At 72.2% G+C, this 16,080-nt stretch carries 15 protein-coding genes and 1 tRNA gene; 10 read left to right on the top strand and 6 right to left on the bottom strand.

What is annotated here, in order from left to right; translation table 11 throughout:
- Positions 1-42 precede the first annotated feature (42 nt).
- Complete coding sequence (locus J1792_RS15605; RefSeq protein WP_179198760.1) at positions 43-975, top strand: MurR/RpiR family transcriptional regulator; 933 nt, start codon at positions 43-45, stop codon at positions 973-975.
- A gap of 305 nt (positions 976-1,280) precedes the next feature.
- On the opposite strand, the gene J1792_RS15610 is transcribed toward J1792_RS15605, so the two are convergent.
- Entirely contained in the window at positions 1,281-1,463 is a 183-nt protein-coding gene (locus J1792_RS15610; protein WP_086566758.1) for a hypothetical protein, read from the bottom strand.
- 282 nt (positions 1,464-1,745) lie between these two features.
- Here J1792_RS15610 and J1792_RS15615 point away from each other — a divergent pair, with 282 nt between their 5' ends.
- From J1792_RS15615 to J1792_RS15625, 3 genes are all read left to right on the top strand, one after another.
- Positions 1,746-3,803, top strand: coding sequence for a phosphocholine-specific phospholipase C (locus J1792_RS15615; RefSeq protein ID WP_086566760.1), 2,058 nt, complete (start codon positions 1,746-1,748; stop codon positions 3,801-3,803).
- Between the two features lie 283 nt (positions 3,804-4,086).
- Positions 4,087-5,313, top strand: a complete 1,227-nt coding sequence (locus J1792_RS15620) for a S8 family peptidase (RefSeq protein WP_207247501.1) — start codon at positions 4,087-4,089, stop codon at positions 5,311-5,313.
- 142 nt (positions 5,314-5,455) lie between these two features.
- Complete coding sequence (locus J1792_RS15625) at positions 5,456-6,358, top strand: phytoene/squalene synthase family protein (protein ID WP_207247502.1); 903 nt, start codon at positions 5,456-5,458, stop codon at positions 6,356-6,358.
- 31 nt (positions 6,359-6,389) lie between these two features.
- Here J1792_RS15625 and J1792_RS15630 read toward each other — a convergent pair whose 3' ends face one another.
- Positions 6,390-7,223 (bottom strand): class I SAM-dependent methyltransferase, encoded by an 834-nt coding sequence (locus J1792_RS15630; RefSeq protein WP_086566764.1) that lies wholly within the window; start codon positions 7,221-7,223, stop codon positions 6,390-6,392.
- Positions 7,224-7,334: 111 nt separating this feature from the next.
- Between J1792_RS15630 and J1792_RS15635 the strand changes: the two genes are divergently transcribed.
- From J1792_RS15635 to J1792_RS15645, 3 genes are all read left to right on the top strand, one after another.
- A complete protein-coding gene (locus J1792_RS15635; protein ID WP_207247503.1) occupies positions 7,335-7,952 on the top strand; it encodes a helix-turn-helix domain-containing protein in 618 nt (205 codons plus the stop codon).
- 80 nt (positions 7,953-8,032) lie between these two features.
- Entirely contained in the window at positions 8,033-10,459 is a 2,427-nt protein-coding gene (locus J1792_RS15640) for a SpoIIE family protein phosphatase (protein ID WP_207247504.1), read from the top strand.
- Between the two features lie 76 nt (positions 10,460-10,535).
- Positions 10,536-11,213, top strand: a complete 678-nt coding sequence (locus tag J1792_RS15645) for an AIM24 family protein (RefSeq protein ID WP_086566815.1) — start codon at positions 10,536-10,538, stop codon at positions 11,211-11,213.
- 11 nt (positions 11,214-11,224) lie between these two features.
- On the opposite strand, the gene kilB is transcribed toward J1792_RS15645, so the two are convergent.
- Positions 11,225-11,692 (bottom strand): plasmid transfer protein KilB, encoded by a 468-nt coding sequence (kilB, locus tag J1792_RS15650; RefSeq protein WP_086566769.1) that lies wholly within the window; start codon positions 11,690-11,692, stop codon positions 11,225-11,227.
- A gap of 83 nt (positions 11,693-11,775) precedes the next feature.
- Here kilB and J1792_RS15655 point away from each other — a divergent pair, with 83 nt between their 5' ends.
- A complete protein-coding gene (locus J1792_RS15655; protein ID WP_207247505.1) occupies positions 11,776-12,690 on the top strand; it encodes a hypothetical protein in 915 nt (304 codons plus the stop codon).
- Positions 12,691-12,968: 278 nt separating this feature from the next.
- Entirely contained in the window at positions 12,969-13,982 is a 1,014-nt protein-coding gene (locus J1792_RS15660) for an alpha/beta hydrolase (protein ID WP_372446128.1), read from the top strand.
- A 10-nt stretch (positions 13,983-13,992) separates the two neighbouring features.
- Here J1792_RS15660 and J1792_RS15665 read toward each other — a convergent pair whose 3' ends face one another.
- From J1792_RS15665 to J1792_RS15675, 3 genes are all read right to left on the bottom strand, one after another.
- The gene (locus J1792_RS15665; RefSeq protein ID WP_207247817.1) at positions 13,993-14,271 is read right to left on the bottom strand and encodes a DUF1540 domain-containing protein; all 279 of its coding nucleotides are present in this window, start codon (positions 14,269-14,271) and stop codon (positions 13,993-13,995) included.
- A gap of 134 nt (positions 14,272-14,405) precedes the next feature.
- Positions 14,406-15,173 (bottom strand): ATP-grasp domain-containing protein, encoded by a 768-nt coding sequence (locus tag J1792_RS15670; RefSeq protein WP_207247507.1) that lies wholly within the window; start codon positions 15,171-15,173, stop codon positions 14,406-14,408.
- Positions 15,174-15,238: 65 nt separating this feature from the next.
- Complete coding sequence (locus J1792_RS15675) at positions 15,239-15,655, bottom strand: hypothetical protein (RefSeq protein WP_207247508.1); 417 nt, start codon at positions 15,653-15,655, stop codon at positions 15,239-15,241.
- A gap of 192 nt (positions 15,656-15,847) precedes the next feature.
- Here J1792_RS15675 and J1792_RS15680 point away from each other — a divergent pair.
- A tRNA-Ala gene (locus J1792_RS15680) sits at positions 15,848-15,920 on the top strand.
- Positions 15,921-16,080 lie beyond the last annotated feature (160 nt).

The following is a 16,080-nucleotide window of genomic DNA, read 5'->3' on the forward strand; positions in this document are numbered from 1 at the left end:
GTGGGCTATGTTGATCGGAATATGCGGGAAGGGGGCACAGCGGTGCCATCAGGGCAGCAACGGGCGCGGGCGCGGGCCTCCGCGATCACACCGGGAAAGCGGCGGTCCACGCAGGTCGAGCAGCTTCCCGCGGACAAGGTCCGGGCCCTGCTCGGCGGCCACCGGCCGTCCCCCGCACAGCGGCGCATCGCGCAGTACATCACCGACCACCTCACCGAGGCCGCCTTCCTGTCGATCACCGATCTCGCGGAGCGCGTGGGGGTCAGCCAGCCGTCGGTGACCCGTTTCGCGACCTCGCTGGGGTTCAGCGGCTATCCCGCGCTGCGGGAGGCGCTGCAGCCCATCGCGCTGAGCGCGGTCGCCGGCTCACCGGAGAGCGTCGCGCAGGAGGACCGCCGCAACGAGCTCCAGGCGGCCGTCGACGCCGAGATCGCGAACCTCGAGAGCCTGCGCCGCGTCTTCGCCGACCCCGACCAGGTCCTCGGCACCGGCCGGGAGCTGGCCCGCTCGGTCCCGCTGACGGTCCTGGGCCTGCGGATCTCGGTCTCGCTCGCGGAGTACTTCGCCTACGCGGCGAGCCGCATCCACCCGGATGTGCGCCTGGTCTCCCGGGGCGGCAGCGTGGCCTACGACGCGCTGCTGCAGTCGCGCGAGGCGGGCGGCACATGGGTGCTGGCGTTCGCCATGCCCCGGCACTCCAAGGAGACCCTGGCCGCCATGCGGGCCGCGCGCAGCACGGGGCTGCGGGTCGCGCTGATCACGGACGTGACGCACGGGCCGCTGGTGGAGGAGGCCGACGTGGCCTTCACGGCCGGGACCGGCTCGCGCCTGGTCTTCGACTCGTACGCGGCGCCCGGGGTGATCTCCGCGGCGATCCTCCAGGCGATGGCCGACGCCGACCCCGAGCGGACCCAGCTGCGGCTGGAGAAGTACGAGCAGGCGGCGGAGCAGCACGACTTCTTCCTCGGCCTCTGAGGGCCCGGGCGGCTCGCGGGCCTTCCCGGGTCCGCAGGTTTTCATGCCACCGGTTCGAATGAAATTTTTCATGCTCTTGCATACTCGGCAGTAAATATATTTACTGCATGTGGCGCCTGGGCCTGATGGGCTGAACCGGAATTGAGCGCTCGCGACGGCGAGCCCCGGTGCCGAGTGGCGAACGCCATGGGACGACCACCCTCCTCGTCGTCCCGGCGGTGTTCTCTTCGGGTCGTCCGCTCCCCTCGGACACCCCCCGGCGGCCCCGGTCTACCCCTGGACCGGGACCGCCGGTTGCCACATCCTCAGCGGCGGGTGCTGCCCTGGCGGGGTGCGGTCATGCCCTCGGGCGTCTCGTCCGCCGCCGGCGACTCGGCGTCCTGCCACTCCTGGGTGTGCGTCGGTCGTCCCGACCGCATCAGCTCCGCCACCTCCCTCTTGAGCTCGTCGTCCCGCTTGGCCCCGTGCTTGCTGTTCGCTCGCTCCATCGAACCTCCTTGTGCGACGCACCCCCGCATGCCTGTGGAGACGGGAGTGAGCACCCGAGTGCCCTCCCTCCGCCCACCCAAACCGGCGGGACGCCACTTCCGTGCGGGCGTCTCGACGCGTGCGCCCGCGCACCGGGCCGTGGTGTTCGTCACGGCGACCGTATTCCTTCACTCGGACGACACCACCCCTTCCCCGGCACTGGCTCCTCTTGGAACGCTTGCCTGGCGCTACGCCAGTCAGTTCGGTCCCCGTCCCCCTGACTCCAAGAGGTCTCCAGACTCATGGTTGAACTCAACCGTCGGCGCTTCCTTCAGATCGCCGGAGCGACCGCGGGCTTCGCGGCCCTGTCGAACAGCATCGAGCGCGCCGCGGCCATCCCCGCCCGGCGCCGCTCCGGCGGCATCGACGACGTCGAGCACATCGTCGTCCTGATGCAGGAGAACCGCTCCTTCGACCACTACTTCGGCTCGCTCAAGGGGGTCCGCGGCTTCGGCGACCCCCGCCCGGTGACCCTGGGCAGCGGCAAGCCGGTCTGGCACCAGTCGGACGGCACCCGGGACGTGCTGCCCTACCGCCCCGACGCCGAGGACCTCGGCATGCGGTTCATCGCAGGCCTCAACCACGACTGGGCCGGCGGGCACAAGGCCTGGAACCAGGGCAAGTACGACAACTGGATCCCCGCCAAGTCGGCCGGCACCATGGCCTACCTGACGCGCGAGGACATCCCCTTCCACTACGCGCTCGCCGACGCCTTCACCGTCTGCGACGCCTACCACTGCTCCTTCATCGGTGCCACCGACCCCAACCGCTACTACCTGTGGACGGGCCACACCGGCAACGACGGCAAGGGCGGCGGCCCCGTGCTGGGCAACGAGGAGGCCGGGTACGACTGGACGACGTACCCGGAGCGGCTGGAGAAGGCCGGGATCTCCTGGAAGATCTACCAGGACGAGGGCGACGGCCTGGACCAGGCCGGATCCTGGGGCTGGATCAAGGACGCCTACCGCGGCAACTACGGCGACAACTCCCTCCTCTACTTCAACAACTTCCGCAACGCCAAGCCCGGTGACCCCCTCCACGACAAGGCGCGCACCGGCACGAACGTCAAGAAGGGCGACGGCTACTTCGACATCCTCAAGGCCGACGTCATGGCCGGCCGGCTCCCGAAGATCTCCTGGATCGCCGCCCCCGAGGCCTTCTCCGAGCACCCCAACTGGCCGGTGAACTACGGCGCCTGGTACATCTCCCAGGTCCTGGACGCCCTCACCGCCAACCCCGAGGTGTGGAGCAGGACCGCGCTGTTCATCACCTACGACGAGAACGACGGCTACTTCGACCACGTACTGCCGCCCTTCCCGCCGGCCTCGGCCGCGCAGGGCCTGTCCACCGTCGACACCACCCTCGACGTCTTCGGCGGCAACGGCCACTACTCCGCGGGCCCCTACGGGCTCGGCCAGCGCGTCCCCATGATCGTGGTCTCGCCCTGGAGCACCGGCGGCTTCGTCTGTTCCGAGGTCTTCGACCACACCTCGGTCATCCGCTTCATGGAGCGCCGCTTCGGCGTGCGCGAACCCAACATCTCGCCCTGGCGGCGTGCCGTCTGCGGCGACCTCACCTCGGCGTTCGACTTCCGCCTGCGCGATCCGGAGCCCGCCGAGCTGCCGGACACCGCGTCCTACGAGCCCAAGGACCGCGAGCGCCACCCCGACTACGTGCCGAAGCCGCCCGCCACCCCCTCCCTCCCCAAGCAGGAGAAGGGCACCAAGCGCACCCGGCCGCTGCGCTACGCGCCGCTGGTCGACGGCGCGGCGACGCCACGGGCAGGGCGCTTCACGCTCACCTTCAGCGGCGGCGACCAGGCCGGAGCCTGCTTCACCGTCACCTCCGCCAACCGCACGGACGGCCCGTGGACGTACACCGCCGAGGCCGGCAAGAAGATCTCGGACACCTGGAACTCGGCGTACTCGAAGGGGCGGTACGACCTCTCGGCGCACGGCCCGAACGGCTTCCTGCGCGTGTTCCGGGGGACCGGTGACGCGGTCGGACCGGAGGTGACGGCCCGCCATCTGACGGCGAGCGGACGCCTGGAGCTGACCATGACCAACGCGGGACGCGCCGCCTGCCACCTGACGGTCACCGACGCGTACGGCGCGAAGAAGGAAACCTTCACCGTCCCCGCGGGCGGACGCGTGGTGCGGGAGCTGGATCTGCGCCGCGGCAAGCGCTGGTACGACGTGTCGGTGGTGTCCGACGGGGACAGTGCGTTCCTGCGCCGCTTCGCCGGACATGTCGAGAACGGCGAGCCAGGGGTGAGCGACCCCGCGATCGTCACGCACTGACGGGCGGGGCGCGGTTCGGAGGGAGAGATTCCGGCCAGACCGGCTGGATCTCAACTCCCTTGTGAGGAAAGGGGCTTGGCGCGCTCGTCCGCTTTGCCGTCGTTCATTGGTGTTTGCATTTACGCAGGAGCGTTGCGTATGTCACACCTCCGGACGGGAGTTGAACTGAGCGCGTCAAGACTGACAGGGTTTTGAACACCCGGAACGGACCCCTTCGCTCCGGGTGCGTTGTGCGACAACGCGCAATTCCCCCCCCACAACTTCGCATGGAGGAAACCTCCTTATGCCGACTCACCAGCGCACCGGAAAGCGGCGGATCGTCCTGGCCATTTCCGCCGCGGCGGCCGTCACCGCCGGAGCCACTCTGCTGGCTCTGCCCGCCGGTGCCGCGGCGCCCGCCGAAGGAACCGTTTACGGTGCCGACGCCAAGGGCGCCATCGATGGCAGCTACATCGTCCTGCTGAAGGACGGCAAGAAGGGCGCCACCGCGTCCATCACCACGCAGGGAAAGGACCTCGCAGAACGGTACGGCGGCAAGCTGAACCGTACGTACAGCTCCGCCCTCAACGGGTTCTCCGCCAGCGGTCTCGACCGTGACGAGGCCAAGCGGCTCGCCGCCGACCCGGCCGTGGACAAGGTCGTCCAGAACCACCGGTTCAGCATCAACGCCAGCCAGGAGGCCCCACCCTCCTGGGGGCTGGACCGGATCGACCAGGCCGAGACCAAGGGCGACGGTAAGTACGCCTACCCCGACGGCGCCGGAGAGGGCGTCACCGCGTACGTCATCGACACCGGCGTGCGCATCAGCCACAAGGACTTCGGCGGCCGCGCCGCGTACGGCTTCAACGCCGTCGACAACAACGACAAGGCCGAAGACGGCAACGGCCACGGCACCCACGTGGCCGGCACCATCGCCGGCACGGCGCACGGCGTGGCCAAGAAGGCCAAGATCGTGGCCGTCCGGGTGCTGGACGCCCAGGGCTCGGGCACCACGGAGCAGGTCGTCGCCGGCATCGACTGGGTGACCAAGAACCACAAGGGTCCCTCCGTCGCCAACATGAGCCTCGGCGGCGGGGCGGACGAGGCGCTCGACGCGGCCGTGCAGAAGGCCATCGCCTCGGGCGTCACCTTCGCCGTCGCGGCGGGCAACGAGTCCACCGACGCCGGCAAGGGCTCCCCGGCCCGGGTGAAGGAGGCGATCACCGTCGCCTCCACCACCAAGGACGACCAGCAGTCGGACTTCTCCAACTACGGTTCCGTCGTGGACCTCTACGCCCCCGGCTCGGAGATAACCTCCGACTGGAACGATGGCGACTCCGGCACCAAGACCATCTCCGGCACGTCCATGGCCACCCCGCACGTCACGGGTGCCGCCGCGCTCTACCTCGGCGGTCACAAGGACGCCACCCCGGAGCAGGTCGCGGGCGCGCTGACGCAGGGCGCCACCGACGGCAAGGTCTCGAACCCGGGCGCGGGAACGCCCAACAAGCTGCTCAAGGTCGTGCCGTAGGCACACGGCAGTACGTTCGCGCCGGCCGCCGGCCCCGCTTCGGCGGGGACCGGCGGCCGGTCGCGTGCCCGGCGCGGGCGGCACCTCGCCCGCCGATAGGATCGGGCCCGCCGAATCATCACTGCAGGGGGTCCTCACCGACATGCGCACCTGGGGCGGAACGCTCACCATCGCGGGCATCGACACCCCGTCGCTGCGCGCCGACTACACACGCCAGCGCGCCCTGGTCGCGTCGTACCGGCGGCACGCCTACCTCGCCGTGCGGCTCCTGCTGCCCCCGTCGCTGGCCCCGCACGTCATCGCGGCCACCGCCTTCATGCACCACACCGACACCCTCCTGGACCAGGGGAGCGACGCCGCCGCGGCGAGCGGCGAGGACGCGTGCGGGGCGTGGGAGAAGGAGGTCCGCGACGCCCTGGCCACCGGGGACAGCGAACATCCGGTGCTCCGCCCGCTGCTGCACACCCTCACCCGCCACCCCCGCCTGCGCTCCCACGTCGAGGACTTCCTCGCGGGCGCGCCCGTGGACAGGGACTTCAGCGGCTTCGCCGACGAGGCCGGCTACCAGCGCTACGTCGACGCGTACTCGCTTCCCGCCTTCATGCTCATCGCCTGCCTGCTCGTGGAACCCGACGCCGACGCCACCGCCGTGCGGGAGCTGTGCCGCGCGTACATCGACGGCAGCCAGCGCCTCGACTTCGTCAACGACCTCGCCGAAGACCTCCGGGACGGCCGGCTGACCATCCCGGAGGAGACACTGACGCGGCACGGCGTCACGCGCGCCGACCTCGAGCAGGGACGGGACACCCCCGGGACGCGCGAGCTGATCCGGACCCTCCTCGGACAGGCACGCCGTGACCTGCTCGCCGCCCGCGGCCTGCCCGGCCTCGCGCCGCCCGCCCACCGGGCCTTCGTGCGCGCCGTCATCACCCTGGAGGTGCTCACCGCCGACGCGGCGCTCGCCAAGGGCCCGGCCCTGTCCCACGGATCGGCCCGCCCGCCGCTGGACGCCCTGCTGAGGGTCCTGGTCCGGGCCCTGCGCTGACGGACACGCTCCTCCGGCGACGGCGACGGCGTCAGTGGCCGGGGCGGCGGCCGAAGTGGACGGTCTTCGCGGTCAGGAGGAAGAGGTCCGCGCGCCGGTCGACGCCCTCCGGGGCGGCCGGGTCGAGGAGCCGGTCCAGGGTCGCGAGGTCCTCGGCGTCCAGGAGCTCGTTCAGCACCGTGCGCTGGCGCTCCAGCGTCCGGCGCACGGACCGGCGGGGCCCCTCGGCCAGCGGGGCCGGGTGGTCCACCAGGAAGGTCCTGCTCCGTACGTCGGTGAGGCCCGCGGCGCGCAGCATGCCAGGCCAGTCCTCGACCACCGCCACCGAGCCCGGCAGCTCGGCTCGCATACGGGCGAAGCGCCTCGCCATCGCGGCGTCCAGCCGGGCCTCCAGCCCCGGACGCCCGAGGCCCAGGTCACGCGGCAGCCGCCGCTCCGGCAGGCCGCCCTCGACGATCGCCAGCACGCCGCCGGGGGCGAGCAGCCCGGCCAGCCGCTCCAGCGCCCCCTGCTGGTCGCCGACATGGTGCACCACCTGTCCCGACCACACCAGGTCGGCCTGCCCGAGGCCGGCGAGCCCCGCCGGGAACTCCGCGACCCGCGTCCGCAGCTTGACGCCGAGCCGCCCGGCCCGCTCCTCGGCCCGGGCCAGCAGCTCCGGCGCCCCGTCCACCGCGGTCACCTCGGCCTGCGGGAAGGTGGCCGCCAGCCGGCAGGCCGCCACGCCGGGACCGCTGCCGACGTCCAGGATCCGGCGCGGCGCCAGGTGCCTCAGCTCCTCGAACGCCTGCCGCACATACGGGCTGTGGGTCTCGCCCTCGAGCTCCAGCAGGTCGGCCATCGCGGCCCAGTCGAAGTCGTTCATCACACGTCTCCGTCACGTCTCGTCGGGTCGCGGCCGGCCCGGCGCCGACCACATCGCCGACCCTGCTCCCGGGCCCGGCCGGTTGACAAACCTTGTTGCCGTTTCTGCAATATGGGAATGGAAGACGTTCTCGCCGCCGTCGGGCCGCGGCTCAAGCACATCCGCCGGCAGCGGGCCTGCACCCTCGCCGCGCTCTCGAAGGCCACCGGCATCTCGGTCAGCACGCTGTCCCGGCTGGAGGCCGGGCAGCGCAAGCCGAGCCTGGAGTTGCTGCTGCCCATCGCGCACGCCCACCAGGTGCCGCTGGACGAGCTGGTCGGCGCGCCACCGGTGGGCGACCCGCGGGTGCGCCTGAGGCCGGTCAAGCACCGGGACGACTGCACGGTGGTGCCGCTGACCCGGCAGCCCGGCGGCCCGCAGGCGTTCAAGATGGTCATCGGCACCGCGCGCAGCACCCCCGAGCCGCGGACGCACGAGGGCTACGAATGGCTGTACGTCCTCGCCGGGGAGCTGCGCCTGGTGCTCGCCGAGCGCGACATGGTGCTGGGGGCGGGGGAGGCCGCCGAGTTCGACACCCGGCTGCCGCACTGGTTCGGCAGCACGGGCCGGGGGCCCGTCGAGGTCCTCAGCCTCTTCGGGCCGCAGGGCGAACGCATGCACGTCCGCGCGCGGCCCGTCCCGGAGGGCGCGGCCCGGCGGCCCGGGGCCAGCTGCCGCCCCGGGGACTGACAGGCGCCGAGGTCGCCCACCCCTCACTGTGGAAGGAGAACGTTCCGTCCCCGTGGGTCCGGCGGAAGGAGGCCGGCGTGATGGACGACCCGACGACGTTCTTCCACGAGAGCCCGGAGGACCCGTTCTCGGTCGCGAGCGCCGCCGCGGCCGTGCTCGACCACCGCGGCGGCATCGTGGGCTGGAGCCCCCGGGCCGAGGCGCTCCTGGGCCACCGGGCCGCCGACGTCATCGGCCGGCCCGCGCTCGACGCCCTGGTCGCCCCGGAGGACCGGGACCGGGTCGCGGAGACCGCGGCGGCCTGCCGGCGGACCGCCGGCTGCTTCGGCGTCCTCCCCGTCGTCCACCGCGACGGCGGCCGGCACCTGCTGGGCGTACGAGCCCGCCGCCTCACCCGCGAGAGCTCCCGGGAGGAATGGTTCCTGGTCGGCGCCCCGGCGCAGGACGTCATCCAGTGGGAGACGGACCGGTCGGTCCTGGACGGGTTGTTCCGGCGGTCGCCCATCGGCCTCGCCGTCCACGCGCCCGACCTGGGCATCCTGCGTATCAACCGCGCCCTCTCCCGCACCGGCGGCGTCACGGCGGAACAGACCAGGGGCCGGCGCATCGGCGACTTCCTGGTGGACCAGGACGCGCAGACCGTCGAGCGCCGGCTGCGGGAGGTGCTGGAGACCGGCCGACCGATGATCTTCACCGAGCAGCCCTGCAGACTGCGCTCCGACCCCGCGTACACGCGCTACGTCTCCGTCTCCGCCTTCCGCATGGAGGACTCGGCCGGCGACATCCTCGGCGTCACCCAGCTGGTCGAGGACGTCACCGAACGCCACCGGGCCAGACTCCGGCTCGCGCTGCTCAACGAGGCCGGGGCCCGCATCGGGACCACTCTCGACGTGGAGACCACCGCCCGCGAACTGGCCGAGGTCATCGTTCCCGAGCTCGCCGACTGCGCCACGGTCGACCTCCTCGACCCCGTCAGCCGCGGCGAGGAGCCCTACCCCGACGGCCTCGGGCCCGTCCGCAGGACGGCCGTGCGATCCGTCGTCCCCGGCGCGGAGGACGCGATCAACCCGCTCGGCGCGCTCATCCACTTCCCGCCCGGAACCCCCCAGGCCGACTGCCTGGCCGACCAGGCCCCCCTCCTCGTCCCCCACATCCGTACGACCGCCGACTTCGCGGCGGTCGCGCAGGACCGCGCGGCCCACGCACGGAACCAGGGCGTCCACTCCGCCATGATGCTCCCCCTCGCCGCGCGCGGACTCGTCCTGGGCCTGGTCACCCTGTGGCGCTCCCGCAGCCCCGACCCGTTCGAGGCCGACGACCTCACCCTCGCCGGGGAGTTCGCCGCCCGCGCCGCCGTCTGCATCGACAACGCCCGCCGCTACACCCGCCAGCACCAGGCCGCGCTCACCCTGCAGTGCCGACTGCTGCCCGGAGAGCTCCCCGACCTGCCGGCGGCCGAGGTCGCGCACCAGTACATCCCCGCGGGCGCGGCGGAGGGCGTCGGCGGGGACTGGTTCGACGTCATCCCCCTGTCCGGGGCGCGCGTCGCCCTCGTCGTCGGCGACGTCCTCGGGCACGGCATCGACGCCGCGGCCACCATGGGCCGCCTGCGCACCGCCGTCCACACCCTGGCCGAACTCGACCTCGACCCGGAGGAGGTCCTCTCCCACCTGGACGACCTCGTGCACCGGCTCGCCACCGAACAGGAGGCCGACACCAGCGACTTCCCGCTGGACCAGGTGACCGGGGCCAGCTGCCTGTACGCCGTCTACGACCCCGTCTCCCGCTGCTGTTCCGTGGCGCGGGCGGGCCACCCGCCCCCCGCCGTGGTGACCCCCGGCGGGCAGGTGAGCTTCCCCGACCTGCCCGCCGGGCCGCCGCTCGGGCTCGGCGGCCTGCCCTTCGAGGAGGCCGAGTTCGAACTCGCGGAGGGAAGCGTCCTCGCCCTCTACACCAACGGCCTCATCCACACCCCCGCCCGCGACGTCGACGACATGCTCGCCCGCCTCTCCCAGGAACTCGCGGGCCCGGCCCGGCCGTTGCCGGAGACGGCCAAGTCGGTCGTGGAGGCGCTGCTGCCCGCGCAGCCCCCCGACGACGTCGCCCTGCTCCTCGCCCGCACCCGGGTGCTCGGGGACGACCGCGTGGCCACCTGGACCCTGCCGGCCGAAGCCGCCGCCGCGTCCCGGGCCCGCACCCTCGTCGGCGAGCGGCTCACCGCATGGCAGCTGGACGAACTCGTCTTCACGACCGAGCTCGTCGTCAGCGAGCTCGTCACCAACGCCTACCGCTACGGCGGCGGGCCCGTGACCCTGCGGCTCATCCTCGGCTCCTCCCTCATCTGCGAGGTCTCCGACACCAGCAACACCTCCCCGCACCTGCGCCGGGCGCGCACCACCGACGAGGGCGGCCGCGGCCTGTACCTGGTGGCCCAGCTCACCGAACGCTGGGGCACCCGCTACGCACGCGAGGGAAAGGCGGTCTGGATCGAACAGCGCCTGCCCTGACCGGCCCGCCGGCCGCCCCGGGCGCCGGACGCGCGCCCGTTGCCGGATCACCCGCTTTCAGGCGATCATGCACGTCATGCACAGCGACCTCTTCGCCCACGAGAACATGGCCAAGCCCGCCACCGCGCCCGGCATGTCCGTCCACAACGCCAAGTCCATCGTCTACGCCGTCAACGGCGAGTGCTACGCCCGCCAGGGCGCCATGGTGGCCTACCGCGGCGACCTGCGGTTCGAGAAGCAGGGCCAGGGCGTGGGGAACTTCCTCAAGCGCGCCGTGACCGGCGAGGGCCTGGCGCTGATGACCGTCCAGGGCCAGGGCGAGGTGTGGTTCGCGCACGAGGCGGCCAACTGCTTCATCGTCGAGATAGCCCCCGGCGACAGCCTGACCATCAACGGCCGCAACGTCCTGTGCTTCGACCCGACGCTCTCCTACGACATCCAGACGGTCAAGGGCGCGGGCATCACCGGCGGCGGCCTGTTCAACAGCGTCTTCACCGGCCACGGCAAGCTCGGCGTGATCTGCGAGGGCAACCCCATCGTCATCCCCGTCTCCCCGCAGTCCCCGGTCTTCGTGGACACCGACGCCGTCGTCGGGTGGTCCACCGCCCTGCACACCTCCCTGCACCGCTCGCAGAGCCTCGGCTCCATGCTGCGCGGAGGCTCCGGCGAGGCCGTCCAGCTCAAGCTGGAGGGCGAGGGCTTCGTGATCGTGCGGCCGAGCGAGGTGAAGCCGCAGAAGCAGCAGAACGGCTGAGCGCGCGCCGTTCAGCGCACCTGCGGGGTGACGGTGGCGACGAAGTCCCGCAGCCGCTGCCGGGACACGGCACGGAGCTCGGCGAGCTGTTCCCGGTCCCCGGCCCGCTCCATGTCGGCCAGGGACTCCAGCACATGCTCGGTGAGCTCCACCAACGCCGGGTCGTCGGACACCATCTGGGCGCGGAACATCGCCTCCTGGGCGGCGTACCGCAGCTTGTAGACGGTCTCCCGCAGCTCGGGGGTGTCCTCGTCCCGCCGGTTCTCGTGGGTGACGAACCACCGGTGCACGATCACCCGCCGGTAGTCCAGGAACGCCCCGGCGTACGCGCAGTAGGCATCGATGCGCTCCTGCCGCAGCCTCTCGCCCCGGGTGAAGTGCGCGCTGCGCTCGTCGGACCGCCGCTGGAAGAGATGCGTGGCGCCGGACCCCAGCAGCGTGCCGAGCACGGCGATGACACTCGCGAGAACAGCCTCCATGAGGAGTAGTCGATCACAATGCGCGCATGCCGTGGCCAAAGATCGGAAGGATGCTCGCGGCGGACCGGGCAGGATGGGCTCCCATGACGGATGGCGGAGACGAACGCGCGGACGTGCTCGAGCGTGCCGGGCTGGAGCCGACGGGGGACGGACGGCTCGAGGAGGTGCTGCCGCCGTGGGCCGCCTGGCGGCCGGTCGCGTCGTGGGAGGCCGAGCCGGCCGTGGCCGTACGGGAGGACCACCCCGGCCTGGTCGCGGAGGTCAACGCCCGGTGGCACCGGCTCGCGCTCGAGCTCGGAGTGATCGGTGAGGACGGGGAGTTCCTCGTCGACGCCGCCGGCACGGGCCGTGGCCCGAGGCGGTGGAGACGGGTGCGGCTCGCCGGGACGTGGGACCTCGCGGGGGTGCTGGGGGACCGGCCGGGACGGCCGGAGTTCCTCACGCTCTCGACGGACGGGGAGACCCTGCTCGGGGTGACGTCCGAGGAGTACGAGATCTGGCTCGTCGCGGTGGACCGGATCACACGGCGGCAGGAGGAGGCCGCCCGGGCCGCCGCCGAGGAGACCGACGAAGAGCGCGAGGCCGCCTGGCGGCGGCTCGTCCGGGGCCCCGTCACGGCCGGGCTGCGCCGGGCCTGGGCGGAAGGGCTCCGCTGGAACCCGGCCGCCCCCGAGGACGTACGCGTGCGCCTGGGAGCTGTCGCGTCTTCCCCGGCCCCGGATGCAGGGCCCGGCGCGACGTCCGAACGGGCCGAGCGTGCCGCCAGGGACGCCGACGCGGAGGCGCGCCTGCCGGCCGCGACGGATCCGTGCTTGTCGGCGGCGTCGGCGGTGCTCCTCCTCGACGACCCCCGGGAGGCGGTGCGAGCGGCCGCGGCCCGGCACCCACGGCTGCCCGGACGGGTGCTGGTGACGCTGCTGCGGCGGGCGGACGCGATGGGCGACGCGGCCCGTAACCCGGCGCTGCCCGAGGACGTCATGCGGTGGATGGCCGGGTGACCGGCGCTGCCGCCGGGGCCGGGCGGGGCGGTTTCTCCCGCCGTGCCGTCCGGGCGAACGGTCATATGATGGTTCTGTTGCAAAGGTCCGGTTAGCGGGACATTCCTGGAACCTCCGGCCCCGGATTCCTCATCAGCAGGGACGGAACTGACCGTCTTGTCCTCAGGGGCAGCACCCGCCGGAGCAACACGATGACGCACACAACCACCGGGGCCTACCGCTCCCGGGGCAGCCGCCGAGCGTCCCGCGCTCGACGATGGATCCTCGCGGTGGCATCCATAGCCGTGCTCGGTCTGATCGCCTGGCCGGTCATGAGCTACTTCGAGATACCGCCCTTCACGGACAAGGGCGACCCGGTCAGCTACGACCGGGCCGGCGGCGCGACCGGGGCGACGGCGGGGAACACCGGAACCCTGATGCCCACGGGCCCCAAGGCCGGCTTCACGAACGTCAAGACTCTCTCCGACGGTACGCATGTCAGCGTCGTCACCCTGGACGGCAAGAAGTCCGGGTTCAAGGGCAAGGTGTGGGTGTGGGCGCCCAAGGAGTACACGGACGACCCGAAGTTCGCCTCGAGCGGGTTCCCCGTCCTCGTCGCCCTGCCCGGCGGGCCCGGCCACGACGGCAACTACTGGTCCCTGGGCGAGTTCGGCAAGCAGAAGCTCTCGCTCGAGAAGAGCATCTCCACGTGGTACCAGGAGGGCAAGAGCAAGCCCTTCCTGCTGGCCATGCCGATCCTCAACCCCGGGCCGGACGACAAGGGCATCTACTGGGACGGCAGCGACATCCCCGGTCAGGCCAAGATGGGCACGTGGCTGACCGAGGACGTCCCGGACCTGATGAAGGCCAACTTCCGTACGATCAAGTCCCGTGACGGCTGGGGCTACATGGGCTCCTCCACCGGTGGCTTCGCGAGCCTGAAGTCCGTGCTCAAGCACCCCGACAAGTTCAAGGCCGCCGTCGCCAACGGCCCGGACATCGTCCCCGACTCCCCGCTGTGGAGGGGCCACGAGAAGGAGAAGGCCCAGAACAACCCCGAGGTGCTGGCGAAGAACCTGATCGCCGCCAAGGGCCCGGACGTCTACGTCGCCTTCCAGGTCGGCACGAAGGAGAACCCGGCGACCATGTCCGCCGTCAAGAAGTTCATGGCCTCCTACGGCAAGGGCCCGGTCCACACGCGGCTGTGGGAGATCCCCGGCGGCGACCACAACGGCGCCACCTACCTCGCGAACATGGAGGGCCCCATGCAGTGGGTCAGCGAGCAGCTGGCGGGCCCGACGCCCTCCTCCTGACGCCGGGTCGCTACCGCATCGTGTACGTCAGGCAGTCGGCCGTGTCCTGCAGCGCGGCCACCGTGATGCCGGGGGCCTGGCATTCGAGCCCGACGTTGTGCAGGCAGCCGGACACCTTGCACGCGCCGACCCGGCCGGTGGCGGCGGCGTCGCCGCCCTTCGACGGGAAGGTGAAGAACGTGTCGCAACGGGCGTGCGTCCCGTCGCCGACCGTGATCGCCAGGGCGTGGCAGGTGCTGTCCTGGTTGTACGCGCAGTCGGCGACCTGGCACACGGCCACCTGAGGCATCTCCACGGCGTTCTCCTCGGTGCGACGTCACGGCTACCCGCACAGGCCGCGCCGCGCTCCCGGCCCGACGGCCGCCACCTGTCCCCCGATGCCTTCCTCCGGGAAGGAACGGTGACACCGACGGCCGCGCGTGTTCACCCGGAAGCCGGGGCGGTCCCGGAGCCGACAGGGCGAACGAACCGCCGGTCCCGCGACACGACGGCGCCGGCCGGGCCCGCGGCCCGCAGAATGACGTCGAGAGCGTGCTCCGGGTCGGCGGTGTACAGGCCGCTCGCCCAGGCGGCGTTCGCCTCGATCACCGCCCAGCGGCCGTCGACCACGCCCACGTCCACGACGATCGCGCTCGGCAGCGTCGGCGCGAGAGCGGCCAGCAGGTCCTGGCCGAAGGCCACGGCGTCGTCCGACAGCGGCCCCGGCGCCAGGCGACCGCCTTCGGCGTACCGGCCGCCCGTACGGACCGCGCCGTCCAGGACGTGCAGCCGGTACTCGGCGGTGAACTCCACCACGTCGCTGACCAGCACGGGCGTGTGCCGGTCCACGGCGTCTGGCCCCGGCAGCCGCGAGCCGTCGGCGTAGACCATCGCCCGTATCCCCTTGTCGTTGGGGGACTTGACGAACGCCGGGCGGCGCAGGGCGTAGGCCTCGCCGATCGGCACGAGGCGGACATCGCGCCGGGTGTACGCGCGCGGCAGGCCGGCCAGCCAGTCCTGCGGCGCCTCCAGCGGCGCGATGCCGCAGACGGGCGCGACGGCGTCGGCGAAGCCCGGGCCGGCATGGAGGTGCGCGGCGCGCATCCCGTCCGGGACCGTGAACGTCGGCAGCTGTACCGCGTGCAGGCCGCGCCTCAGGGCCGTGTCGCGCACGGATTCGGCCGAGGCCGTCAGACGGGGAGGAAAGAGCATGATCACAGTTGTCGATCATGGCTCACCCCGCGCACGCGGCGCACACGTTTTCGCCCCTCCCGCCGTCAGCCGCGGATCTCCACACAGGTGCGCCCGCGCGGGACGACCTTCTTGTCGACGTGCTCCCAGCCCTCGACGCAGATCTTCGTGTGGTCGGGGAGCCTACGGCCCAGGGCGAGTGTGTACCGGGAGCCCTCGTGCCAGTGCTGGGTCGAGCTGATGCCGTTCAGGCCGCCGCCGTACATGTGGAAGTGCCCGAAGAACTCGGAGTCCGGCGTGGTGGTGGCCGTCGCCTTGGCCACGTACAGGCCCGTGCCCTCGACCGTGAGGCAGGCCTGGCCGGCGCAGCTCCGGCCGCCCGCCGACGCGGAGGGGGCGGCGGTGACGAGCAGGGCCGTCGCCGCTGTCACCGCCGTCACGCACGCGGCGGCGCGCGGGAGCCGGCGTGTGCGGGCGGGGGCACGGTGCGGGGCACGCTTCATGAGGTCCGTCCTTCGGTCCGATCACAGGGCGTACGAGTGCATGCCCAGCCACCCGGCGACGATCCGGCGTGTCACCCGTACGGGTCAGCCGGAAGCCGGGCGGCGGGGGAGCGGAACCGATTTGGCGGACGGGCGGGATGTCCGTGTAATGTTCTCCGTGCCGCCAGGGACGCCCGGCGGACAACAGAACATGGGGCTATAGCTCAGTTGGTAGAGCGCCTGCATGGCATGCAGGAGGTCAGGAGTTCAATTCTCCTTAGCTCCACAGGAACGTGCTTGACGAGCACACAAGGGAGAGGCCGCCGGATTCGGCGGCCTCTCCCTTTTCCTTTGCCTTTCCCTTTCCGGTCCGGGGCCGTCGATCCCGTCGCCGCTTGACCCTCCCCCTACGTCAGGCTCCACCCTGAGGCGGAACGAAGGGTGGT

It is taken from the genome of Streptomyces triculaminicus (assembly GCF_017349075.1).
In the GTDB taxonomy this organism is placed as follows: domain Bacteria; phylum Actinomycetota; class Actinomycetes; order Streptomycetales; family Streptomycetaceae; genus Streptomyces; species Streptomyces triculaminicus.